This is a genomic window from Paludibacterium sp., from assembly GCF_019232825.1.
GTDB lineage: Bacteria > Pseudomonadota > Gammaproteobacteria > Burkholderiales > Chromobacteriaceae > Paludibacterium.
This window is the reverse complement of record NZ_JAFAND010000050.1, coordinates 40,954-62,846: the sequence shown is the minus strand read 5'-3', so window position 1 is coordinate 62,846 and position 21,893 is coordinate 40,954. Positions and strand designations below refer to the sequence as shown.

At 61.9% G+C, this 21,893-nt stretch carries 24 protein-coding genes, 1 pseudogene and 1 riboswitch; of the genes and pseudogenes, 17 read left to right on the top strand and 8 right to left on the bottom strand.

From position 1 onward, the window contains the following. The first annotated feature begins 33 nt into the window (after positions 1-33). From hisC to JOZ06_RS06540, 12 genes are all read left to right on the top strand, one after another. Positions 34-1,104, top strand: a complete 1,071-nt coding sequence (gene hisC / locus JOZ06_RS06595; protein ID WP_293230308.1) for a histidinol-phosphate transaminase — start codon at positions 34-36, stop codon at positions 1,102-1,104. 3 nt (positions 1,105-1,107) lie between these two features. After that, positions 1,108-1,701 (top strand): imidazoleglycerol-phosphate dehydratase HisB, encoded by a 594-nt coding sequence (hisB, locus tag JOZ06_RS06590; protein ID WP_293230305.1) that lies wholly within the window; start codon positions 1,108-1,110, stop codon positions 1,699-1,701. Further along, positions 1,701-2,345, top strand: coding sequence for an imidazole glycerol phosphate synthase subunit HisH (hisH, locus tag JOZ06_RS06585; protein ID WP_293230375.1), 645 nt, complete (start codon positions 1,701-1,703; stop codon positions 2,343-2,345). Before hisB ends, hisH begins: the two co-directional genes overlap by 1 nt. A gap of 17 nt (positions 2,346-2,362) precedes the next feature. Beyond that, positions 2,363-3,112, top strand: a complete 750-nt coding sequence (hisA, locus tag JOZ06_RS06580; protein ID WP_293230302.1) for a 1-(5-phosphoribosyl)-5-[(5-phosphoribosylamino)methylideneamino]imidazole-4-carboxamide isomerase — start codon at positions 2,363-2,365, stop codon at positions 3,110-3,112. A gap of 1 nt (position 3,113) precedes the next feature. Then, positions 3,114-3,881: an imidazole glycerol phosphate synthase subunit HisF gene (gene hisF, locus JOZ06_RS06575; RefSeq protein ID WP_293230299.1), complete on the top strand. Its 768-nt coding sequence runs from the start codon at positions 3,114-3,116 to the stop codon at positions 3,879-3,881. Between the two features lie 9 nt (positions 3,882-3,890). After that, the gene (gene hisI / locus JOZ06_RS06570) at positions 3,891-4,277 is read left to right on the top strand and encodes a phosphoribosyl-AMP cyclohydrolase (protein WP_293230296.1); all 387 of its coding nucleotides are present in this window, start codon (positions 3,891-3,893) and stop codon (positions 4,275-4,277) included. Between the two features lie 81 nt (positions 4,278-4,358). Further along, the gene (locus tag JOZ06_RS06565; RefSeq protein ID WP_293230293.1) at positions 4,359-4,688 is read left to right on the top strand and encodes a phosphoribosyl-ATP diphosphatase; all 330 of its coding nucleotides are present in this window, start codon (positions 4,359-4,361) and stop codon (positions 4,686-4,688) included. A gap of 32 nt (positions 4,689-4,720) precedes the next feature. Further along, positions 4,721-5,044 (top strand): histidine triad nucleotide-binding protein, encoded by a 324-nt coding sequence (locus tag JOZ06_RS06560; RefSeq protein ID WP_293230291.1) that lies wholly within the window; start codon positions 4,721-4,723, stop codon positions 5,042-5,044. 10 nt (positions 5,045-5,054) lie between these two features. After that, positions 5,055-5,264, top strand: a complete 210-nt coding sequence (tatA, locus tag JOZ06_RS06555) for a Sec-independent protein translocase subunit TatA (protein WP_293230288.1) — start codon at positions 5,055-5,057, stop codon at positions 5,262-5,264. A gap of 15 nt (positions 5,265-5,279) precedes the next feature. Beyond that, positions 5,280-5,813: a Sec-independent protein translocase protein TatB gene (gene tatB, locus JOZ06_RS06550; protein ID WP_293230285.1), complete on the top strand. Its 534-nt coding sequence runs from the start codon at positions 5,280-5,282 to the stop codon at positions 5,811-5,813. Then, positions 5,810-6,538: a twin-arginine translocase subunit TatC gene (gene tatC / locus JOZ06_RS06545; protein WP_293230282.1), complete on the top strand. Its 729-nt coding sequence runs from the start codon at positions 5,810-5,812 to the stop codon at positions 6,536-6,538. Before tatB ends, tatC begins: the two co-directional genes overlap by 4 nt. Next, the gene (locus JOZ06_RS06540) at positions 6,535-6,915 is read left to right on the top strand and encodes a DUF2069 domain-containing protein (RefSeq protein WP_293230280.1); all 381 of its coding nucleotides are present in this window, start codon (positions 6,535-6,537) and stop codon (positions 6,913-6,915) included. Before tatC ends, JOZ06_RS06540 begins: the two co-directional genes overlap by 4 nt. On the opposite strand, the gene JOZ06_RS06535 is transcribed toward JOZ06_RS06540, so the two are convergent. Together JOZ06_RS06535 and JOZ06_RS06530 are read right to left on the bottom strand one after the other, a co-directional pair. Then, a complete protein-coding gene (locus tag JOZ06_RS06535; RefSeq protein ID WP_293230278.1) occupies positions 6,876-7,376 on the bottom strand; it encodes a hypothetical protein in 501 nt (166 codons plus the stop codon). The two genes, JOZ06_RS06540 and JOZ06_RS06535, sit on opposite strands and share 40 nt — an antisense overlap. Before the next feature lie 55 nt (positions 7,377-7,431). Further along, a complete protein-coding gene (locus tag JOZ06_RS06530; protein ID WP_293230276.1) occupies positions 7,432-8,259 on the bottom strand; it encodes a TatD family hydrolase in 828 nt (275 codons plus the stop codon). Between the two features lie 104 nt (positions 8,260-8,363). On the opposite strand from JOZ06_RS06530, the gene JOZ06_RS06525 reads away from it, so the two are divergent. The 3 genes from JOZ06_RS06525 (at position 8,364) to JOZ06_RS06515 (ending at position 12,339) form a co-directional block, all read left to right on the top strand. Further along, a complete protein-coding gene (locus JOZ06_RS06525; protein WP_293230273.1) occupies positions 8,364-9,212 on the top strand; it encodes a DUF6502 family protein in 849 nt (282 codons plus the stop codon). After that, positions 9,209-11,038, top strand: a complete 1,830-nt coding sequence (locus tag JOZ06_RS06520) for a FecR domain-containing protein (protein ID WP_293230272.1) — start codon at positions 9,209-9,211, stop codon at positions 11,036-11,038. The genes JOZ06_RS06525 and JOZ06_RS06520 overlap by 4 nt, the downstream gene beginning before the upstream one ends. 119 nt (positions 11,039-11,157) lie before the next feature. Further along, positions 11,158-12,339, top strand: coding sequence for a tetratricopeptide repeat protein (locus JOZ06_RS06515; protein ID WP_293230269.1), 1,182 nt, complete (start codon positions 11,158-11,160; stop codon positions 12,337-12,339). A gap of 6 nt (positions 12,340-12,345) precedes the next feature. On the opposite strand, the gene JOZ06_RS06510 is transcribed toward JOZ06_RS06515, so the two are convergent. Beyond that, a complete protein-coding gene (locus JOZ06_RS06510; protein ID WP_293230266.1) occupies positions 12,346-12,612 on the bottom strand; it encodes a hypothetical protein in 267 nt (88 codons plus the stop codon). A 759-nt stretch (positions 12,613-13,371) separates the two neighbouring features. On the opposite strand from JOZ06_RS06510, the gene yjeM reads away from it, so the two are divergent. After that, positions 13,372-15,009: a glutamate/gamma-aminobutyrate family transporter YjeM gene (gene yjeM / locus JOZ06_RS06505; protein WP_293230263.1), complete on the top strand. Its 1,638-nt coding sequence runs from the start codon at positions 13,372-13,374 to the stop codon at positions 15,007-15,009. A 53-nt stretch (positions 15,010-15,062) separates the two neighbouring features. Here yjeM and JOZ06_RS06500 read toward each other — a convergent pair whose 3' ends face one another. Together JOZ06_RS06500 and JOZ06_RS06495 are read right to left on the bottom strand one after the other, a co-directional pair. After that, positions 15,063-15,383, bottom strand: coding sequence for a PAAR domain-containing protein (locus JOZ06_RS06500; protein ID WP_293230260.1), 321 nt, complete (start codon positions 15,381-15,383; stop codon positions 15,063-15,065). Positions 15,384-15,442: 59 nt separating this feature from the next. Beyond that, positions 15,443-15,654, bottom strand: a riboswitch (cobalamin riboswitch). Between the two features lie 67 nt (positions 15,655-15,721). Further along, the gene (locus JOZ06_RS06495; protein WP_293230257.1) at positions 15,722-16,597 is read right to left on the bottom strand and encodes an EamA family transporter; all 876 of its coding nucleotides are present in this window, start codon (positions 16,595-16,597) and stop codon (positions 15,722-15,724) included. A gap of 95 nt (positions 16,598-16,692) precedes the next feature. Between JOZ06_RS06495 and JOZ06_RS06490 the strand changes: the two genes are divergently transcribed. Then, positions 16,693-17,211: a MarR family transcriptional regulator gene (locus JOZ06_RS06490; protein ID WP_293230254.1), complete on the top strand. Its 519-nt coding sequence runs from the start codon at positions 16,693-16,695 to the stop codon at positions 17,209-17,211. A gap of 61 nt (positions 17,212-17,272) precedes the next feature. On the opposite strand, the gene treC is transcribed toward JOZ06_RS06490, so the two are convergent. The 3 genes and pseudogenes from treC to JOZ06_RS06475 all read right to left on the bottom strand — a co-directional run. Continuing rightward, positions 17,273-18,922 (bottom strand): alpha,alpha-phosphotrehalase, encoded by a 1,650-nt coding sequence (treC, locus tag JOZ06_RS06485; protein WP_293230251.1) that lies wholly within the window; start codon positions 18,920-18,922, stop codon positions 17,273-17,275. A gap of 28 nt (positions 18,923-18,950) precedes the next feature. Continuing rightward, a complete protein-coding gene (gene treP / locus JOZ06_RS06480) occupies positions 18,951-20,390 on the bottom strand; it encodes a PTS system trehalose-specific EIIBC component (RefSeq protein WP_293230248.1) in 1,440 nt (479 codons plus the stop codon). A gap of 154 nt (positions 20,391-20,544) precedes the next feature. Continuing rightward, a pseudogene (locus JOZ06_RS06475) lies at positions 20,545-21,684 on the bottom strand (ISL3 family transposase); the annotation flags it as partial. Positions 21,685-21,893 lie beyond the last annotated feature (209 nt).

The following is a 21,893-nucleotide window of genomic DNA, read 5'->3' as shown; positions in this document are numbered from 1 at the left end:
CTGCCTCGTCCATGGCGGGCCAGAACCGAGAATATGAAACGATCCGCCGCACACCTGATCCGCCCGGAAATCCTTGAGATGCCGGCTTACCACGTGGCAGACGCGACTGGCTACATCAAGCTCGACGCCATGGAGAATCCGTTTCGTCTGCCGCCGGCATTGCGCAGCGAACTGGGACGGCGCTTGTCCGACGTGCTGCTCAACCGCTATCCGGACCCGGCCGGCAACGGCCTCAAGGCGCAGCTGGCGGATTGCTTTGCGATTCCGCCCGAAGCGGAGGTGCTGCTCGGCAACGGCTCGGACGAGATCATCACGCTGATTACTCAGGCGTTGGCTAAGCCCGGCGCCAAGCTGATGGCGTTTGAACCCTCGTTCGTCATGTACCGGCTCAACGCGCAGTTCTCGCGCGTCGACTATGCCGGTATTGCGCTCAATCCGGATTTCAGTCTGGACCTGCCGCGCGTGCTGGCGGCGATCCGCGAGCAGCAGCCGGCGGTGATTTTCATTGCTTATCCGAACAATCCGACCGGCAACCGCTTTGCGCGCGCCGACATCGAGGCCATTCTCGACGCCGCGACCGGCTTGGTGGTGGTTGATGAAGCCTATCAAGCTTTTGCTAGTGATAGCTTGATGCCGTTGGCCGGCAAGGTCGAGCACCTGCTGGTGATGCGCACGCTGTCGAAGATCGGCTTGGCCGGCATCCGCCTCGGCTATGCCGCTTCGACCCCCGCTTGGATCGAGGCGATCAACAAGGTGCGGCCGCCCTACAACGTCAACGTGCTGACTCAGGAAACCGCGCGCTTCGTGCTTGAGCACCGCGCGGTGTTCGACGGCCAGGCGCGCGAATTGTGTCAGGAGCGCGCGCGCGTGGCCGACCGGCTGGCCGCCTTCCCGGCGGTGACCCAGTTTCCGAGCGAGGCCAATTTCATCACCGCGAGGGTGCCGGATGCCAACGCGCTGTTTGCCTATCTGAAACAAGCCGGCATTTTGATCAAGAATCTGCATGGCAGCCACCCGTTGCTGGAGAACTGTCTGCGTATCACCATCGGCGCGCCAGAAGAAAACGACGCGGTTTTGGCCGCCTTGACCGCCTACTTCGAATAAACCATGCGAACAGCCACCGTTACCCGCAATACCCTGGAAACCCGCATTACCGTGACCCTCGATCTGGACGGTAGCGGGCAGGCCAAGTTACAGACCGGCGTGCCGTTTCTCGACCACATGCTCGATCAGGTCGCCCGTCATGGCTTGGTCGATCTCGATATCCACGCCGAGGGCGACCTGCACATCGACGCTCACCATACGGTCGAGGATATCGGCATCACGCTTGGCCAGGCCTTCGCGCGCGCCATCGGCGACAAAAAGGGCATTCGCCGTTATGGGCATGCCTATGTGCCGCTCGACGAGGCGCTGTCGCGCGTGGTGATCGATTTGTCCGGTCGCCCGGGCCTGACCTACGCGGTCGAGTACACCCGCGCCGCGATCGGCCAGTTCGACGTCGATCTGTTTTCCGAATTTTTTCACGGCTTCGTCAACCATGCGATGGTGACCTTGCACGTCGACAATCTACGCGGCGTCAATGCGCACCATCAAGCCGAAACCATCTTCAAGGCGTTCGGTCGCGCGCTGCGTATGGCCTGTGAGATTGACGAGCGTCTAGGGGGCGCCACGCCGTCGACCAAGGGGACCCTGTCAGCATGATCAATGTAGCGGTCATCGACTACGGCATGGGCAATTTGCACTCGGTGGTGAAATCCCTCGAGGCGGTCAACGAGGGCCGGGCGCGCATTATGCTGACTTCGGATCCCGAGGCGGTGCTGAAGGCGGACAAAGTGGTTTTTCCCGGCCAGGGCGCGATGCCGGACTGCATGCGCGAATTGAACGCGCACGGCTTGGCCGAGGCGGTGCTTGCCTCGACGCGCGATAAGCCGTTTTTCGGCATCTGCGTCGGCGCGCAACTACTATTCGAGCAAAGCGAAGAGGGCAATACGCCGGGGCTTGGCCTATTCAAGGGGCGGGTGCGGCGCTTCGCCGACGGCTTGTCCGATGCGCACGGGCGCCTCAAGGTGCCGCACATGGGCTGGAACCGGGTGTTTCAGACACGGTCGCACCCGCTGTTTGCCGGCATCGAGGATGGCGAGCGGTTTTATTTTGTCCACAGTTACTATTTCGACCCGGCCGAGGCGGTGCTGACCGTGGGCGAAAGCGAATACCCGAGGCGCTTTTCTTGCGTCGTCGGGCGCGAGAACGTGTTTGCCACACAGTTTCACACGGAAAAGAGCCACACGGCCGGTCTTCGAATGATGAAGAACTTTCTGGCCTGGGATGGCACGGTTCAACCTTAACGAAATCAAGACTTACCATGCTGCTCATACCCGCAATTGACCTCAAGGATGGTCAGTGTGTACGCCTCCGGCAGGGCCAGATGGACCAAGCCACGGTGTTTTCCGATGACCCGGTGGAAGTGGCCGTTCACTGGCGCGATCAGGGCGCGCGCCGACTGCATCTGGTGGATCTGAACGGCGCTTTCGCCGGCAAGCCGAAGAATCTGGCGGTCATCCGCGACATTCTGGCCGAAGTCGGCGCCGATATGCCGGTGCAGTTGGGCGGTGGCATCCGCGATCTGGACACCATCGACAAGTACCTGGAAATGGGGTTGCAATACGTGATCATCGGTACGGCCGCGGTCAAGACGCCGGGCTTTCTGCGCGATGCCTGCGACGCGTTTCCGGATCAGGTGATCGTCGGCCTGGACGCCAAGGACGGCGTGGTGGCCACCGATGGCTGGGCCAAGCTCACCAGCCATTCGGTGATCGAGCTGGCCAAGCGTTTCGAGGATTACGGCGTGGTGTCGGTGATCTACACCGACATCGGCCGCGACGGCATGATGACGGGCGTCAACATCGAGGCCACGGTGAAGCTCGCGCAAGCGTTGCACGTGCCGGTGATCGCCTCCGGCGGACTGACCAACCTGGATGACGTGCGGCATCTCGCCGCGGTCGAAGGCGAGGGCATCGAGGGCGTGGTGACCGGACGGGCGATCTACGAGGGCTCGCTGCCGTTCGCCGAGGCGCAGACGCTGGCCGATCAGCTGTCCAATCAGGACGCTTGAGATGGCGCTGGCCAAACGCATCATTCCCTGCCTGGACGTGACCGCCGGCCGCGTGGTCAAGGGGGTCAATTTCGTCGGCCTGCGCGATGCCGGCGATCCGGTCGAGATCGCGCGGCGTTACAACGAGCAAGGGGCCGACGAGCTGACTTTTCTCGACATCACCGCCAGTTCCGACGAGCGTGATGTGATTCTGCATGTGATCGAGGCGGTAGCCAATGAAGTTTTCATTCCGCTGACCGTCGGCGGCGGCGTGCGCAAGGTCGATGACATTCGCCGCCTGCTCAATTGCGGCGCCGACAAGGTCAGCATCAATACCTCGGCGGTGACCAACCCGGCGCTGGTCGAGGAGGCGGCCGCCCGTTTCGGTTCGCAGTGCATCGTGGTGGCCGTCGACGCCAAGGCGGTCACGCCGCAAAACGATCGCTGGCAAGTGTTTACCCATGGCGGGCGCAACGCCACTGGGCTCGACGCCGTCGAATGGGCGCTGAAGATGCAGCGCCTGGGCGCGGGCGAGATTCTGCTGACCAGCATGGACCGCGACGGCACACGCGTCGGCTTCAATCTGCCGTTGACGCGCGCGGTGTCGGAAGCCGTGTCGATTCCGGTCATCGCCTCCGGCGGTGTCGGCAATCTGCAGCATCTGGTCGAGGGCGTGTCGGAAGGCAAGGCCGACGCCGTGCTGGCCGCCAGTATTTTCCATTTCGGCGAACACACGGTGCGCGATGCCAAACTCGCCATGCGCGCGGCCGGCATCGAAGTGCGCCTGTGAGGACGTGCCATGTGGCTTGATGAAGTGAAGTGGGATGCGGACGGCCTCGTGCCGGCAATCGCGCAGGACGAACACAGCGGCCGCATCCTGATGATGGCGTGGATGGACCGCGAAGCGCTGCGGTTGACCGCCGAAACCGGCACTGCGCATTATTTCAGCCGCTCGCGCCAACGCCTGTGGCAAAAGGGCGAGTCGTCCGGCCACGTTCAACATGTCAGCGAATTGCGCCTCGATTGCGATGGCGACGTTATCGTCATGGCGGTGCGCCAGGATGGCGGCATCGCCTGCCATACCGGCCGCGAAAGCTGTTTCTACCGGCGCTTCGAAAACGGTGGCTGGCAAACCGTCGACCCGGTTCTCAAGGATCCGGCCGCCATCTATACCCACAACTCATAAATCCATTGGCGAGGCGGCGGCGGACAGCGCTAAAATGAGCGCTGTCGCCGGGCCGCCCGGCTCGCTGCGCTAAGGAATGTCATGACCCACGCCGATGTGCTGAAAACCATCGCCGACACGCTGGAAGCGCGGCGTGAGGCCAGCCCGCAGACCTCTTACGTTGCCTCGTTGTTTCAAAAGGGCGAGGACGCGATTTTGAAGAAGGTGGCCGAGGAATCCGCCGAGGTCTTGATGGCCTCGAAGGATGGCAATAAATTGCATATCGTGCGCGAGGTCGCCGATCTGTGGTTTCATTCGATGGTACTGCTGGCCTGGCATGGTTTGCGGCCGGATGACGTGCTGATGGAGCTGCACCGCCGCGAAGGCATTTCCGGCCTGGACGAAAAAGCCTCGCGCGCGCCGAAACCCTGAGTATCCGCGCTCACCGCCCTCGGAGAAGGTTGATGACTGATTGTATTTTCTGCAAGATTGCCGCCGGTGACATCCCGGCCAACAAGCTTTACGAAGACGACGACGTCGTGGCGTTCCACGACATCCGTCCGATCGCGCCGGTGCACTTCATGATCATTCCGAAGACGCACGTCGATTCGCTGGCGCACTGCAGCGAAGCGCACCAGTCGCTGTTGGGCAAGATCATGCTGCTCGCGCCGAAACTCGCCGCCGAGCAGGGACTCGCCGCCGGTTTCAAGACCGGCATCAATACCGGCCGTGGCGGCGGGCAGGAGGTATTCCACCTGCACGTCCACGTTTTCGGTCACAAGATGTAAGGGAATAGACATGGGTTCTTTGAGCATTTTTCACTGGCTGATCGTTCTGTTGATCGTGGTGCTGATCTTCGGCACCAAAAAGCTGCCGAGCATCGGCAAGGATCTGGGTGGCGCGGTGCGCGGCTTCAAGGAAGGCATGAAGAGCGAGTCGGAAAAGCCGTCGACCCAAGAGACCGAAAAGACGGGCCGCGTGATTGAGGGCGAGTCGGAAAAGAAATAACCGCCTGGGGACAACGTGTTCGATATCAGTTTTGGTGAAATCCTGCTGATCTGCGTGGTGGCGCTGGTGGTACTCGGTCCCGAGCGCCTGCCGGCGGTGGCGCGCACGCTCGGCGCGTTGGTGGCGCGCGCGCAGCGCTTCGTCGCCAGCGTCAAGGCCGATATCGGTCAGCATACCGAATTGGCCAGTCTGGCGGCGCTGAAGCAGGAAGTGCAGCAAACCGCCGCGGCCCTGCAGCAGCAACTGACCGCCGAGGTCGACCAAGTGCAGCAGACCGTGCAACAGGCGCAACGCGAGACCAGCGAGACCAGCGAGGCGATCGAGGCGGCTCGCGCCTCGGTCGATGCCGAGGTGGCGGCGCTGACGGCCGACGCCAGCGTGTCGCCCGAGGTCAAACCGGCCGCCGCTGTAACGCCGACAGCCGCCGAACCGGTTGCCGAGCCTGCTGCCGAACCGGTCTCACCGCCTGCCGCCGTGATCGATGAAAATCAGCTGGACCTGTTTGCCGATCCTCCCTCCGTTTCCACGCCGCGCGAATCCACGCAATGATCGAACAATCGCTTCTGGCCCACCTGATCGAGCTGCGCACCCGACTGGTTCGCGCCCTGGTGGGCTTTTTCCTGGTCTTCCTGGTATTGTTTCATTGGTCAGGCGCCATCTATCACTTGCTGGCGCGGCCGCTGCTGCAGCATCTGCCCGCCGGCAGCAACATGATCGCCATCGAGGTGACGGCGCCGTTTTTCGTGCCGATGAAGGTCACCATGCTGGTGGCCTTGCTGATTTCGCTACCCAACACGCTGTATCAGATCTGGGCTTTCGTCGCGCCCGGACTCTACAACCATGAAAAGCGGCTGGTGCTGCCGCTGGTGGTTTCCAGCGTGCTGCTGTTCTGCCTCGGCATGTCGTTCGCCTATTTCCTGGTGTTTCCGCTGGTGTTCACCTTCATGGCCGCGGTGACGCCGAGCGGCGTGGCGATGATGACCGATATCGACAAGTATCTGTCGTTCGTGCTGGGCATGTTCGTTTCGTTCGGCGCGGCGTTCGAGGTGCCGGTGGTGGTGGTGCTGTTGGTGCGCATCGGCGTACTGACGGTGGCGAAACTGCGCGCGGGCAGGCCGTACGTGATTGTCGGTGCGTTTGTCGTGGCGGCCATCGTCACCCCGCCGGACGTGCTGTCGCAGACGATGCTGGCGGTGCCGCTGTGGCTGTTGTACGAGACCGGCATTCTGGCGGCGATGTTCATGGAGCGCCAACGCGCCAGGAGCGCGGCATGAACCGCGTGGTCTGCCATCTACTCGCGGTGGCGAGCCTGATTAGCCTGATTTTCCTGTCGCTGGCGTGGGAGCTGTGGCTTGCGCCGTTGAGGCCGGGCGGTTCCTGGCTGGTGTTGAAGGCGGTGCTGCTGCTCGCGCCGCTGTTCGGCATTTTGCGCGGCCGTCGCTATACCTACCAGTGGGCCAGCATGTTCATTCTGTTGTTTCTAACCGAGGGCGTGATGCGTGCCTGGGCCGACCATGGTTTATCGCAGCGGTTGGCCTGGGGCGAAATCGTCCTGTCGGCGGTGTTTTTCGGCGCGGTGATCGGTTACGTGCGTTTGAGCCCGCTGGCCGCCTATACCTCATCCAAGTCATCGGCCGTGTCGGCCAAATAGACGCGCAGCGCCCGCCGTATCGCCAGCAGGTGTTGTGCCGCCGGCGGCAGGTCGTCGAGGCGGATGATCTTGCGCGCGATCAGCGCGTCGATGACGTCCTCGGTAATGCGGGCGGCATTGCGGTCCGAATCCGACAACGTTTTCTGCGCCTCGTCCTCGCTGGTTTCCACGGTATCGGTCAAATCGTTCAATTGCCGATGCGGCAGATGCAGGTCGCGCTCGGATATCCACTTTTGGCCAGAAAGCGCTTTTTTGCGCACCAAGAGGTCGATCAAGGCGGCGAGCAGCAAGTGGTGCGCGTCGTCGGAGGCGTTGAGCAGCGCCGTGGCCAACGCGGAGTCGGAGGCCTGCAAGAACCGTAGCACGCGGAAATCGCTCAACGACAGGAATGCGCGCCCGTCTCCGGGGTGTAGGTACAGCGCGTCGATGGCGCCATCCGGCTGGAGGTGAACATATGGCATGGCAGTCAGTTCCTGCATGACAATCATGTATACATTACCAAATTAGCATAAATAGCTATGCATATGGCAACTGCGGATCGCGCGCTGCATGCAGTTGACCCAAGCTTGTGTCATTTATGGCGAGTGCTTGGCGGGCGTTGGCCGTGGTCTGGCGGCAAACCTCTGCCAGTGGCAGTTGCCGCAGCGACGCGAGCTCGGCGGCAAAGCGTGCCAGATTGGCGGGCTGGTTCGGCACATCGGACGCCCAGGCCGGGCGAATGTCGGGGGCGTCGGTTTCCAGCACCAGGCTGTCGAGCGGCAGTGTCGCCGCGAGCCGCCGGATACGCTGCGAGCCGGTATAAGTCATGGCGCCGCCGAAGCCGAGTTTAAAACCCAATGCGATGAATGCCTGTGCTTGTTGTTCGCTGCCATTGAAGGCGTGAGCAATGCCGCCGGCCACCGGAATCTGGCGCAGGTACTTCAGCACCCGGTCCTGGGCACGCCGCAGGTGCAGGATCACCGGCAAATCGAAGCGGCGCGCGAGCTTGAGTTGTTCGACAAACAGGGTTTCCTGCCGCGCCAGGTCGGCATCGGGCAGCCAGGCGTCCAGGCCGATTTCGCCGACGGCCACCGGCTGGTCCTGCCGCAATCGCGTTTCCAGCGCTGTCAGATGGTCGTCCACATGCTCGGCGCAATAGAGAGGGTGCAGGCCGAAGGCGATCAGGCAGCCGTAGCGCGCGCGCATGGCGAGGCAGGCGGCAAACAGTCGGGCGGCCACGGCTGGCACGACGATCTGGCCGACGCCGGCGGCGAGCGCCGCCGTTACGGCTTGGTCGCGCTGGCTGGCGAACTCATCGGCATCCAGATGGCAGTGGGTATCGATCAGCAAGGAGGTGTGTTGCATAGTTGGTTGAATTGCCTCAGCGGCGTGGGAAATTTACCCATAAATGCTGAACGCAAGAAATCTTCATGTTACGCTAGCACATGTTATAGATGCTGAATATCCCTATGAGTACCTCCGCCAGTCCTCCGTCCAAGCTGCTCCAGGCCCTGCGCTACCTGCTGGAGCCCTTGGTGCGCCTATTGCTTGACCACGGCATGGCTTTCCCTGCCTTGGCGGAGCTGCTCAAACGCGTGTACGTGGACGTGGCCGAACGGGACTTTGCCTTGCCGGGCAAGACCCAGACCGATAGCCGCATCAGCGTGCTGACCGGTGTGCACCGCAAGGACGTCAAGCGGCTGCGCGAAACGGCCGACGCGCCGCTGGACCTCGAACGCACCAGCCACGTTTCGCTGCAGGCGCAGCTGTTGGCCAAATGGCTCGGCGATCCCCAATTCCAGGATGAACATGGCCGCCCGCGGCCTTTGCCGCGCTTGGCGCATCAGGGCGCACTCTCCTTCGAGCAGATGGTCAACGACATCAGCAAGGACGTGCGCGCCCGTGTTTTCTTGGATGAATGGCGCCGCACCGATCTCGTCCGCCTCGACGAGCACGACATCGTGCATCTCAACGTGGCGGCATTGCTGCAATCGCCGGCGCTGGAAGAAAAAATGGATTTCTTCGGGCGCAATATTCATGACCATTTGTCGGCCGTGGTATCGAACCTGGAAGGCCAGGCGGCGCCTTACATGGACCGCTGCGTGTTCTACCATGGCTTGACCGAGGAACAAGTACAGCAGCTGAAACAGCGGGCGGAACAGCTCAGCATGGATGCCCTGCTGGAGATCAACCGCATCGCGCGGGGCATGGTGGAACAGAATCAGTCCGCGTCCGCCGATGCAACGCAACGGATGCATTTCGGCGCGTATTTCTACCACGCCGCCGAGACCCAGGAAACCACTACGGATCCATCATGATGAAGCGTCTGCGCGCCGTCGCTTGCCTGGCCCTGTTGGCGCTGGCTCCCTCCGTGAGCGGGGCGGCGGCGAGCTGCGCGTTCGACGCGCAGGGACGGCAGACAGCGCCGCTGGCATCGCCCGCCGGCGAGGCGCCGCTTGACGGCGGCTGGGGCGGGGTGGGCGGTACAGGGGCGCGTACGGCATCCTCGGCGCCGCGTCCGGATCAAGATCAAGCGCCGGGCTGGGGCGGCATCGGCGGTACCGGCGTGCGCCAAGCGCCGCCGGCGCCGGCCGAAGCGAATGCCCGGCCGAACGATTCCCAAGAGGGCTGGGGCGGCATGGGCGGCACCGGCGTGACGCGGGCGCCGGCGAGCCAGCCGCATCTGGCCGGCTATGTGCTGTTTGCCCGTGGCAGCGTGACGGCGCGGCAGGGAAGCCTGCCGGCACGCCGTCTGGCTCAGGGCGATGCCGTGTGCGAAGGCGACGCGGTGGCGACCAGCGAGCAGGACGGCACGCTGCAGCTTCGCATGGCCGACCGTGGCGCCGTCATGCTGTACCCCGGTTCGACGCTACGTATCGACACCTTCAAGCTGCCGGCGCAGATGGACGGCAGCGAACGCTTGGCCATGACGCTGGAGCAGGGCGGCATGCGCGCCATGACCGGCGATATCGGCCACGTCAACAAGGCCAACTATCTGATCCAGACGCCGGCGGCGCAAATCCATATCCGCGGCACCGATCACGAGGTGTTCTACGTGCCCGCCACCGGCGGACGCTTCGGTACCACCGCGCCCGGCACCTATAATCACGTGATCAGCGGCGGCACCACGCTGTCGACGGCGACCGGCAGCGTTCGCCTCGATCCAGCCCAATCCGGGTTCGCGCCGCTGACCGATATCCAGCCGGCGGTCATCGAGGCGCTGCCCGAAGTGTTGCGGGCGATGCCGCTGAAGGCGGCGCTGCGATTGAATGGCAAAACGGCCAAGCTGGCGAACGACATTTCAGCGCTGATCGCTTCGCCGGTCGTTTCGCCGGTGGATCCGCTGGCCAATCCGTTGCCTAACCAGATCATTTCGCACAACGTCACCTTCGATTTCAGCAATAATCCGGTCGATAGCCCGGACTTGTCCGCCTATGTCGGCGTCACCTACTCAGGCGGCAGCATCGCGCTCGGGGCGATCGACGGCAATACCGACCAGGGTTGGCAAATCGGCGTCGATCCGCAGACGGGCCTGCCGCTGTATGCGGTGATGAACGATGGCTCGATTCTGTTCTACGTCGACGACGACACCGTGCAGCCGGTCAGTTTCCAGTCGACGACGATCGACGGCGCCACCGTCTACTGGGGTGTGTATAACGGCGGCGCTTCCAGCGACGCCTACGGCGATTGGCAGTTCTCGAACCTGCATGCCTACGCGTTTTCGCCAGGAGGCAGCACGCCGTTGTCGGTGGTGCAGAACATGTCGGGCACGCTGACGTACTCGACGGTGGTGGGCGCGACCGCGCCGATCGACGAAAACGGCAATATGGGTGGGCAGATCAATAGCCTCAGCGCCAGCGTGACCTTCGGTGCCAATCCAACCGTCAATTCATACGCCATCAATGTGACGGACGGCCAGAGCCGGGTATGGAACGCGGCCTCGACCCAAGGCGTATCGCTGGCCGATTTCAAAAATGGCGCGATGACGCTCGCGGGCAGCTGCAACGGCTGTCAAGGCGGCAGCGTGTCGGGCAACGCCAATGGTGTGCTTATCGGCGCGCACGCCGGCGGCATGATCTCCGGCTATAATCTGCAGACTAATCAGAACGAATCCGTGAGTGGGGTCGCGGTATTAAAGCACTAGTCCTGACTATTCTGCTGAGTGTTGCGGCGGGGGGCGTTCTTGCCGACAGTTGTGTCGCTACCGTCCATGATGCCCGCCAATCGCTGGAGAGCGGCGATGCCGCGGCAGCGGTGCGCGCGTTGCAGGCACATGAAACCGCATGTGCCGGCGATGAGGCTTTCGACCATCTGCTCGGGTTCTCCTTGTTGGCGAATGGCGAGGCCGAAGCCGCGTCGTGGGTGCTGGAGCGCGCCGTCGTGGCCCATCCGAAGAACGGCGCTGCTTGGCTTGACTTGGCCGACGCCGATCTGCGGCAAGGGGAAAACAGTCGCGCGCGGGAAGCGCTGCAACACGCCATCGGCCTGAATCCACCGCCGGTGGCGCAACAGAAGATCGCCGCCATGCAAGAAGCGCTGCGGCGGGCGACCAGCCGCTGGGCATTTGATGGCTACATCGCCAATGAAACCGGCTGGGACTCGAACGTCAACTCGGCCACTCAGCTCTTAACCATCAGCGCGCCGGGCTATTCGCCTCTGCCGATCAAACTCGACCCCGATTCGCGCGCGGAAGGCAGCGCCTACAACGATGTCGAAGTGGGCGGTTCGTTGGCCTGGCATGCCAGTAGCGACCTGACCCTGTATATGTTGCCCCGGATCAAGTACCGCACCTACCTGCAATTGCATCAATTCGATCGCACCATCACCGGCATGCAGGGCGGCGCCGGCTGGCAGCTGGGCAGCGGCACGTTGATCGGCCTGGTGCAGTCCGAAGATCAGACGCTGGGCGGCAGCGAGTATTTGCATAACACCGGCGCCACGCTGGAGTGGCGTGAACCGCTGTCCCCCACCCGCCAGTTGAGCTTGGTATCGCAATATATCAGTGCGCGCTATACCGATTGGCACATGCGCAATTACGACAGCGATGAAGTCCTGGTTGGGGTGGCGTTGACGCAGAATTTTCTGCACGACCGGCTGCGCTGGGTGACGGCGGCCTATCGCGGCCAGGATGATGGTGTCTATAACCGCGCCGGCGGCAGCCGGCGGGTGATTATCGCGTCGTCGGACCTGGGCTACCATTTGACGCCCGAATGGGATTTGCACGGTGTACTGTCGCATGAGGCCGACGACTATCGCCAGGCCGACCCGGGATTTCTTCGCCCGCGCAGCGAGTCGATCTGGAACGAAACGGTGGCGCTGTCCTGGCAATGGTGCCGGCAGCAGACGCTGAGCGCCGACTATGCCTTCATTACCGACGATTCCGATATTCCGCTGTATGCCAGCCGCCGGACGATCGTCAGCGTGGGCTGGCGCTTCACGTTCTGAGGGGCGTTATTGCTTGGGGTCCTGCCGCTGGCTGACGTAGGTCCAAAAGGCGGTATTCGATTTTTTGACGATGCGCGACCAGCGCACCATGGTGCGCTCCTGCGGCTCGCCATGAGCCCGATGGTGGGTGAGTTGTTGCATGCGCAAGGGGAGTTCGCGCCCGCGCAGCCGTGTGCTGTGCCGCGTCGCTTGCCGCAGCGCCCATGCCGCCAAGAGTGCCAGGGGCAGCACCAGAACCCACAGCCACGCTTGCAGTGTCAACAGCCATTCCATCTTACTAACCCACCCTACTTTACCTGGCTGAAATGATAGCCTTTTCTGATCGCTTCGTGTGTATGTCAATGCTATTGTCATGAAATTGACGTGGTTTTTTCGTATCAGACATGTCTCGCTGTGGGTTTATTGGCCTGATTAATCCACTCATCGAACAGCCATGCCATTTAAATACTCGCGCCATATCAGGGAAAAGTAATTTTCTACTTTCTCTATTGCATGCCGCCGCCCTGCCATAGCCATCGTCCAACTGGATGGACAACGGCCGGAAAACAAGGTGGCACGGCCCATAGGTATCATTGCGCGGTTATACCCAATAACACAAAATCATGCTTCTTTGGGCTATTAACGCAGCATATGTGCTACATGAGGAGGCTTAAGCGTAGTTTTTTTGATAAACGACAACGTCTTGTCATTTCTCGCATGAGCATAATGTGCGCGAGCCTCCTTGGTTACAACAAAAACAGTGGGTTATCGGCCGGATGCGCCAGGACAATGGTGGAATGGCATCCAAGTTCGAGACCCCGTCGCCAAGGTGGCCGTGTAAGACACCTGAAAACGTTTGGTTGTGCAGCAGGAAACGAACCTGTTTCTTGATCCCGTGCGGGACGGTTTGTCCGCCCTGGGCGACAAGCCGAAGCGCGATCAGGCGTCATTGCACATGAGGCAATAGCTCGTAGTTAGATCTGGTTTCGAAGCGGTCAAGGTTCCGGCGATGTTGGGAGCCGGCAGTTCGAAGCCCACTCAGGGAGATGTATCGTGTCAACAAATACTCCAGCTCAAAAAATTACATTGGTTGGATTTGTGCTCATGTTCTTTACCTCGGTGCTTGGGTTCTCCAACGTCGCCCGCGGTATTTTCTACATGGGTCAATCCTCGATCCTGTTCTACGTGGTAACCGGTCTGCTGTTCTTCTTGCCGTATTCGGTCATTTGCGCCGAAATGGGCGCAAGCTTCAAGAACGAGAAGGGCGGGATTTACTCGTGGATCGAACGCAGCGTCGGCGGCGGCTTTGGCCGCAAGCTCGGGTTCATCACCATTTTCATGTGGTGGTTCTCGTACGTTGCTTGGATGATGAACGTGGCTAGCACGATCACCATCCCGTTGTCGTATGCGCTGTCCCCGTTTATCCCGGGCGGCTTCTCGCATGCCACCAAGTTCGTCAAGGACATCTTGGGTCCGATCGGTATGGGCTTGATCGGGATTTGCGTGATCTCGCTGATCACCTACGTGATCACCCATGGCGTGACTCGTCTGTCCAAGCTCGCGTCGGTCGGCGGCATCGCCATCATGTCGCTGAACGTGGTGCTGATCGTCTGCGCCGTGTTCATCCTGGCAAGCCATGGTTTCCACACTGCCAGCTCCTACAGCTGGGCGGATCTGACCACTGTGCCGAAGTTCTCCAAGTATGGCGGTGACGGCCTGGTGGGCATGGTCGGCATGTTCGGTTTCGCCGTGTACGCGATCTTCGCCTACGGTGGCGTCGAAGCGGTCGGCGGTCTGGTCGACAAGCTGGAAAACCCGGAAAAGAACGTTAAGCGCGGCCTGATGATCGGCGCCGCAGTCGGCATCTTCGTTTATTGCTTCGGTATCTTCGCCGCGACCTGGTTCATCGACCGCAGCTCGCCGGCGATCATCCATGACGTGATGACCACCAAGCAAGGCGGTACCGGCCTGTTCTACGCCGGTAACGCGGTGTACTACTTCATGTTCACGCTGGGCACCACCGTGGCTGCCTGCCTGAACCTGAGCGCCGGCACCGCGACCACGATGGGCAACCTGTTCGCCGCCTATACCGGCGTCTCGATGTTCTGCGCGCTGTCCGGTGCCTTCTTCGTGCTGATCTACGCCCCGCTGAAGCAAATGATCGAAGGCGTGCCGGAAGGCATCTTCCCGGCCAGCTGGAGCAAGGAAAACAAGAACGGCATGCCGACCGTGGCCCTGATGTGGCAACTCGGTCTGGTGGTGGTGATGGTTCTGTTGAGCACGCTCGGCGGCGACGCGGTGAAGGATCTGGTGCAAAACCTGATCACGCTGACCAACGTCACCATGACCGTGCCGGTGATCTTCATCATCTACGCGTACCTGCACTATCTGAAGAACGACAAGGTTGAAAAGCCTATCCGCATCTTCAAGACCAACGCCTCCGGCGCCTTCATGGCCTGGTGCGCAATGCTGGTGATCGGTTTTGCCAACGTGTTCACCGTGGCCGAACCGCTGGTGCATGTGTACATGGGCGATGACGTCGCGGCCAACATGAAGGAAGCGATGATGTCCGTCGGCGGCGTGGTGATCTTCGCCATCATCGGCTGGTACATGGTTGTTCGCTACGAACGCCATTGCGCCGCAGGCAAGCTGCCGATGCCGGAATCGGAAGCCGAAGTCAGCGGCAAGTAATCGCGGTATTCAAGGGTGATAAAGCCGGTCGCGCGAGCGACCGGCTTTTTTTACTAATGCAATGCGCGGTACGCCGGGTCGAGGAAGCCGACGGCGCGTTTGCCGTCGGGCACCACCGCGCAGCTGGTTTGCGTCGTGGTGACGATGCGGTCGCCATTGGCCAGTTCGCTGCCGACGATGGCCGCCGGGCGGCCGGCGATCAGAAGCAGGCTGCCGGCGCCGGAGATGATTTCGGTTTCGGAACCGTCCGGATAACGGACCTTGTCGCCAACGAGCGCGATCAATTCCATGTTGGCTGATGCGGTGACCACTTCGCCGCCGAGACGGGTTCTCGAGCCGATGGTCGCCAGGTAATAGGTTTTGTGAATTGCCATGCTGAATCATGCCTTCCGTTTGCATCCCCCCTCCGGGGTCGACGGGGCCGGGGTCGGCCCCAGCACAGAACGATTCAGGCCGGTCTTCTGGCTTGCCTTCCTCCTCGGCGGCCGGCCTTCCCAGGCAGAAAAACGCCCAGTGGCGGAATGGTCGCGTCGTCAGGCCTACAGCAGCGGGGGCTGCGCCGGACTGGCTGCATGGCAGCGGCACCGGCTTCCCGTTTCATCCCGGCCCGGGTGGGCGAGGGACACCTGAATCAGTGCCGACATCATCGTTCGCGTCCCATGCGGCGTCAAACGATAAAAAGTCAGTATGTTGTGCGCGGCGGGCAGTAGCGTTAGCCGCGGGCCGGACGGCGCATCATGCCCCATTGCACCGCCGAGACGCCGGAGAGCACCGTGGCGAGACCGATCAGCGACACGGACGTGAAGGTCTGCCCGAGCAGGAGCCAGCCGAGCAGTACCGCGGTCAGCGGGCTGAGCAGCCCCAGCGAGGACACCGCCACGGTCGGCAGCCGAGCAATGCCGCGAAACCAGAGCCAATACGCCAGCAACGCGCCGAACAGGCTCAAGTAGCCGTAACCGAGCCAGGCGCCAGGACCGAGCGCCGGCAGCGGCGGATCGGCTGCGAGCGCCAGCGGTAGCAGCATCACGCCGCCGAGCAGCAATTGCCAGCCGGTCACCGCCATCACCGGCAGCGGCGATTGCCAGCGTCGGCTGAAATAGGTGCCGCACGCCATCGACACCGCTCCGGCCATCGCCGCCAGCATGCCGATGCTATCCCAGCGGCTGCCGGGGGACAGCAGCAAAGCCGCCATGCCGGCAACCCCGGCCAGGCTGCCCCATAGCGCCAGCCGGGCTGGTTGCTGGCGGTCCAGCGCCCAAGCGAGCGACATGACTAACAGCGGTTGCGTGGCGCCGAGCACGGCGGCGAGCCCCCCAGGCAAACGGTAGGCCGCGACGAACAACAATGCTTGGAACAGGCCGATATTGAGGGCGGATAGAATCAGCATCCGCCCCCATAGCGCGCGCGGCAGGCGACCGCCGCTGGCCACCACCAGCAGCAGACCGGCGGGCAGCACGCGGATCAACGCCGCGGTGAACGGTCGGTCGGGCGGCAGCAGCTGTGTGGTAACGATATAGGTGCTGCCCCAGATAACGGGGGTGAGGGCGGTAAGCACGACATCGCGCCAGCGTAGTGAGTTCGGGTGCATGATCATGGTTTCCTGTCGTATAATTATGTTGAATTCAACATAACAGATAAGTTGAATTCAAGGCAAATAAATCTTGAATTCAAGGTAAATTCTCTATGGAAGAAAACCAAAAAAACGATGCGGTTGAACATATTCTCGATCAGTGGCGTCTGGCGCGGCCCGATCTGGATGTGTTCGCCATGGGCGTGCTTGGGCGGATGAAACGCTGCGCGCTGTTGCTGGAAAGGCAATTGGATACGGTATTCGCTCAGTTCGGGCTCAGCCAGTGGATGTTCGACGTGCTGGCGACCTTGCGCCGCGCAGGCGCGCCGTATTCGCTGACGCCGACCGCCTTGTTTTCGTCATTGATGGTGACGTCGGGCACGCTGACCCACCGCTTGCACGTACTGGAAGAGAAAGGCTGGATCGTGCGCGCCGACAGCGCGGAGGATGGTCGCAGTACGCTGGTGCGGTTGACCGACGCCGGCTTTGCGCTGATCGACGCCGCGGTGACGGCGCATGTGGCCAACGAGCAGGCGCTGTTGCAAGGGTTGAGCGCGCGCAGCCAGCAAAGCCTCGACAATCGGCTCGCCGAGCTCCTGGCCAGCCTCGAAGCCGGCGGCCAGGCGCGATAAGAATCCCCCGGCATGCCCGTCAGGGGCCGCCGCAGCGGTAAATAACTGCTGCAGCGGGTCCCTAGCGCTCGGCCAGGTAGATCAGCGCCTCATAGGGGCGCAGCCGTAGCGGGCCGGGCTGATCGGGCGAAGCGGGCAAATTGGCGCTGAGCAGACGCCAGCGCCAGCCTACCGGCAACGGCGCCAGCGGCGGGTCGAAGTCCTGCGGCTCGGCGCGGAAGTTGGCGATGACCAAGAGCCGCGCCGCCTCGCTCGCGCGCAGATAGGCCCAGATCGCCGGGTGTTCGGGCGTCAGGCAGCGATAATCGCCGTCGGCGAAGATCGGATGCCGCTTGCGCAGCGCGATCAGCTGGCGATAGTGATGCAGCACGCTGCCGGGGTCGGCCAGGGCGGCGGCGACATTGACGCGGTCCGCGTCCGGCGCGACATCGATCCACGGTGCGACGCGCGAGAAGCCTGCATGGGGGCCGTTATCCCATTGCATCGGCGTGCGCGCGTTATCGCGCGATTTCTGGCGGATGGCGGCCAAGACCGCCTCAGCGGCAACGCCTTGCGCGCGCAGGGCATGCCAAGCGTTCAGACTCTCGACGTCGCGGTAGTCGTCGATGCGCGTAAAGCCCGGGTTGGCCATGGCGATCTCCTCGCCCTGGTAGATGTAGGGCGTGCCGCGCAGCCCATGCAGCACGCTGGCCAGCATCTTGGCCGACTCGACGCGGTAGCGGCCGTCATCGCCGAAACGCGAGACCACGCGCGGCTGGTCATGGTTGCACCAGAAGGTGGCGTTCCAGCCGCCGCCGGACACCATGCCCACCTGCCATGCCGACAGAATGCGTTTGAGCTCGATGAAATCGAACGGCGCCGCCACCCATTTTTCGCCGTTGGGGTAATCCACTTTGAGATGGTGGAAATTGAACACCATCGACAATTCGCGTCGGGTCGGCTGGGTATAGTCGATGCAGTGCGTCATGCTGGTGGACGACATTTCGCCCACCGTCAACAAATCGCGCCCGGCGAATACCTCTCGGTGCATCTCCTGCAAATAGTCGTGTATCCGCGGACCATCGGTGTAGAAGCGGCGTCCATCACTGTGGTCTTCGGGAAAGTCGCCCGGCTTTGAAATCAGGTTGATCACGTCGAGACGGAAACCGGCTACGCCCTTGTCGGCCCAAAAGCGCATCATCGCGTAGACGGCTTGGCGTACCGCCGGATTGGCCCAGTTGAGATCCGCCTGCGTCTTGTCGAACAGGTGCAGATAGTACTGGCCGCTGTCCGCGTCGAATTCCCAGGCTGACCCGCCGAATTTGGACTGCCAATTGTTCGGCGTGTCGCGCCAGATGTAGAAGTCGCGATAAGGGTTGTCGCGTCCTTGCCGCGCCTGGCGGAACCAGGCGTGCGCGGTCGACGTGTGGTTGACCACGATGTCCAGCATCAGGCCGATGCCGCGCGACTTGGCCTCGGCGATCAGCCGTTCCAGGTCCGCCATCGTGCCGTAGGCCGGATCGATGGCGTAGTAGTCGCTGATGTCGTAACCGTTGTCCTGCTGCGGCGACTGGAAGAACGGTGTCAGCCACAGATAATCGACGCCGAGCCAGGCCAGATAGTCGAGTTTGTCGATCACGCCGGCTAAATCGCCGGTGGCGTTGCCGTGGTGGCTGTAGAAGCTCTTCGGATAGATCTGGTAGACCACGGCGGTCTTGATGTCGTGTTGCATACGCTTGCTCTCGCTGTCCTCGGAGGGGTCAGGCCGTGGCCAGTTGCATGCGGATGCGCGCCGCCAGCGCGAACGTCACCGCGATCGGCACGATGATGGCAACCAACATGCCCACCAGGAACATCGGGATATGTTGCGGCACGATCGAGATGAAGGCCGGCAGGCCGCCAACGCCGATCGCCAGCGCGCGCACGTGACTCAACGTGATGGTGGCAGCCGCCAGCGCCGAACCGGTGAGCGCGGCGTAGAACGGCAGCTTGAAGCGCAGGTTGACGCCGAACATCGCCGGCTCGGTGATGCCGAAATAAGCCGACAGCGCCGAGGTGGTGGCCATGCTCTTATCGTTGTTATCGCGCGAAACCAGGAACATGGCCAGCGCGGCGCTGCCCTGGGCGATATTGGACAAGGCGATCATCGGCCAAATGAAGGTGCTGCCTTGGGTGGCGATCAGCTGCAGGTCGACGGCGATGAACATATGGTGCATACCGGTGACCACCATTGGTGCATACAGCGCGCCAAACAGCATGGCGCCCAATACCGGAGCCAGATTGAACACGTGTACCAGGCCGTCGGTGATGGCCATGCCGAGATGGCGCGCCAGCGGGCCGATGACGGCGAGCGCCAACAAGCCGCTGACCACGATGGTGACGATCGGCACGATCAAAAGCTGTACCGAGTTATGCACCCGCGCGCGCAGCCACCGTTCGACGTGGCACATCACCCAGGTGGCGATCAGAATCGGCAGGATCTGACCCTGATAGCCAACTTTTTCAATATGCAGTACGCCGAACAGGTCGAAATAGGGCAGGGACGCGCCGTCCAGGCCGGCGGCGGCCTTGCCGTAGTTCCAGGCGTTGAGCAGATCCGGATGCACCAGCAGCAGGCCGAGCACGATGCCGAGGATCTCGCTGCCGCCGAAACGCTTGGCGGCGGACCAGCCGACGAGCGCGGGCAGGAACACGAACGAGGTGTTGGCCATCATGTTGATCAAGCCCCAGACGCCGGAGAGGCCGGGGTAGGCGTCCAGCAGACTCTTGCCGGGGATGAACATGCCCGGGCTGCCGAGCAGGTTGTTCACGCCCATCAACAGACCGGCGACGATGATGGCCGGCAAAATGGGCATGAATACGTCGGAGAACACCTTCACCAACTGCTGCAACTTGTTTTGCTTGCTGCCGCCGGTCGATTTGACGTCGGCCACCGTGGCGCGCGCAAGGCCGGTGAGCGCCAGTAGCGCCTCGTACACGCGCTCGACGTCGCCAGCGCCGATGACAATCTGATAGACCCCGCTATTGCTGAAATGGCCCTTGACCAGATCGATCTGGCGCAGGGTATCGCCATCGACGCGGCTTTCGTCCGTCAACGCCAAACGCAGGCGGGTGACGCAATGCGCCGCTTGTTGGATATTGTTCCTGCCTCCCACCGCCTCGACGATGCGCGCGGCGATTTGCTGAAAGTCGTGACTCATGTTGTTGTCCTAGTGTGTTGTTCTCCGCGGGGTGAGCCGGGCCGCGAGCCGGTCAAGCGCCGACCATGAGGGGCGGCATGGTGGCACCATAGCTCGTATATACGAGTTGAGTCAACACTCGTATATACGAGTTAAGCGGTGGCTGAAAATAGGTTCATCGCGGTTTTCCGGGGAAGGCATTCTTGATCTTCAGGAAGAAGTATGCCGAATCCCGGAAACCGTAAGCCATGCGCTTGATGACCTTGATCTTATTGTTCACGCCTTCCAGGATCGATGAATTCATCCGGTAGATGGCCGAGGCCAGAATGCCACGCAGGTACTTTTTCAGCCTTCGGGCAAACTGGATCGCCGGCTTCAATTGGCTTTCCATCGTCAGCCGGTACCATTGCCTCCAGCGCCGAAATCCTTCCCGCACGGAGGGGGCGAACCAGATCTCCTTCAACTCCGTCTTCAGCAAATACACCGTGGCCAGGGCCGCGTTGGCTGCCAGCAATTCGTCCAGTTTGACTGCCTGATCGCCTTGCAGATTGTCCTTATTGCGTAACAGCAACCAGCGTGAACGTTTGATCACCCTCCGCGCTGCCGGTTGTTCACGCAGAGTATTGGCCTGATCCACTCGCACCCGGTCCACCACGTCTCGACCGAAACGCGCCACCACATGGAATAGGTCATAGACGACTTCGGCATGGGGGCAGTGCTTGCGCACTTCAAGATCAAACGCCGTGTTCATATCCATGGCAACCGCCTCGATCTGTTGGCAACCCGCCTTGCCCAATAGCTCGAAGAAGGGCCGGATGGCCTTGCGGCTATTGTCTTCGCCCACCCACAGTACCCGCATCGTCTCGGCATCCATGATCACGGTGGCGTAGCGATGGCCCTTGTGCAGAGCGAACTCATCCATCACTAGGCGACGCACGCCCTGTGCAGAGAAATCACCATGCAGGCGCTCAAGCCGCTGATAGTCGATGGTCTTGATCGTGTGCCAGTGCAGTGCCGTCAGTTGGGCCACATGCTTGATGGGGAGCAGTTGCACCAGCGTTTCGACCCAGCGGCATAGACGGTGAGTGATACGGGCATGGCGGTCGAGCCAACTGATCTGTTCAGCCACACGGGTACCGCAATGATGGCAATCCATGCGGCGGATGGGGACGTCCAGCCAGACCTTGCGGTCGAAGCAATCACGATCACGCACCAGACGACGGCGGCGTTCGTGCACCAGTGAACAGGGTTGGTGACAGGCCCCACAAATGGGAGGGGTATCGGACTCGGACAACGTGATCAGCAAAGAAGAATCATCGCGCTCGACACAAGAATCGACGCGGAACCCTTCCCAAAACGGGAGGGCTGACATAGCATTCGGCATGGCAGGTGGTTGGGTATTTGTACGTTTCGCGACTAGCAATTTACCAAAAACAGCCGCCTGCCACCTCCCTGCCTTTCCTGCTGTCAATCCTGACTTCCCCCAGATTCCGCGAAGAACCTGAAAATAGCCGTGGCCCATGC

Excerpts from the sequence above, each read along its gene's own strand:
- hisC (WP_293230308.1), top strand. The coding sequence starts at position 34 with ATGAAACGATCCGCCGCACACCTGATCCGCCCGGAAATCCTTGAGATG.
- hisB (WP_293230305.1), top strand. The coding sequence starts at position 1,108 with ATGCGAACAGCCACCGTTACCCGCAATACCCTGGAAACCCGCATTACC.
- hisA (WP_293230302.1), top strand. The coding sequence starts at position 2,363 with ATGCTGCTCATACCCGCAATTGACCTCAAGGATGGTCAGTGTGTACGC.
- hisF (WP_293230299.1), top strand. The coding sequence starts at position 3,114 with ATGGCGCTGGCCAAACGCATCATTCCCTGCCTGGACGTGACCGCCGGC.
- hisI (WP_293230296.1), top strand. The coding sequence starts at position 3,891 with ATGTGGCTTGATGAAGTGAAGTGGGATGCGGACGGCCTCGTGCCGGCA.
- JOZ06_RS06565 (WP_293230293.1), top strand. The coding sequence starts at position 4,359 with ATGACCCACGCCGATGTGCTGAAAACCATCGCCGACACGCTGGAAGCG.
- JOZ06_RS06560 (WP_293230291.1), top strand. The coding sequence starts at position 4,721 with ATGACTGATTGTATTTTCTGCAAGATTGCCGCCGGTGACATCCCGGCC.
- tatA (WP_293230288.1), top strand. The coding sequence starts at position 5,055 with ATGGGTTCTTTGAGCATTTTTCACTGGCTGATCGTTCTGTTGATCGTG.
- tatC (WP_293230282.1), top strand. The coding sequence starts at position 5,810 with ATGATCGAACAATCGCTTCTGGCCCACCTGATCGAGCTGCGCACCCGA.
- JOZ06_RS06540 (WP_293230280.1), top strand. The coding sequence starts at position 6,535 with ATGAACCGCGTGGTCTGCCATCTACTCGCGGTGGCGAGCCTGATTAGC.
- JOZ06_RS06535 (WP_293230278.1), bottom strand. The coding sequence starts at position 7,376 with ATGCCATATGTTCACCTCCAGCCGGATGGCGCCATCGACGCGCTGTAC.
- JOZ06_RS06530 (WP_293230276.1), bottom strand. The coding sequence starts at position 8,259 with ATGCAACACACCTCCTTGCTGATCGATACCCACTGCCATCTGGATGCC.
- JOZ06_RS06525 (WP_293230273.1), top strand. The coding sequence starts at position 8,364 with ATGAGTACCTCCGCCAGTCCTCCGTCCAAGCTGCTCCAGGCCCTGCGC.
- JOZ06_RS06520 (WP_293230272.1), top strand. The coding sequence starts at position 9,209 with ATGATGAAGCGTCTGCGCGCCGTCGCTTGCCTGGCCCTGTTGGCGCTG.
- JOZ06_RS06510 (WP_293230266.1), bottom strand. The coding sequence starts at position 12,612 with ATGGAATGGCTGTTGACACTGCAAGCGTGGCTGTGGGTTCTGGTGCTG.
- JOZ06_RS06500 (WP_293230260.1), bottom strand. The coding sequence starts at position 15,383 with ATGGCAATTCACAAAACCTATTACCTGGCGACCATCGGCTCGAGAACC.
- JOZ06_RS06495 (WP_293230257.1), bottom strand. The coding sequence starts at position 16,597 with ATGCACCCGAACTCACTACGCTGGCGCGATGTCGTGCTTACCGCCCTC.
- JOZ06_RS06490 (WP_293230254.1), top strand. The coding sequence starts at position 16,693 with ATGGAAGAAAACCAAAAAAACGATGCGGTTGAACATATTCTCGATCAG.
- treC (WP_293230251.1), bottom strand. The coding sequence starts at position 18,922 with ATGCAACACGACATCAAGACCGCCGTGGTCTACCAGATCTATCCGAAG.
- treP (WP_293230248.1), bottom strand. The coding sequence starts at position 20,390 with ATGAGTCACGACTTTCAGCAAATCGCCGCGCGCATCGTCGAGGCGGTG.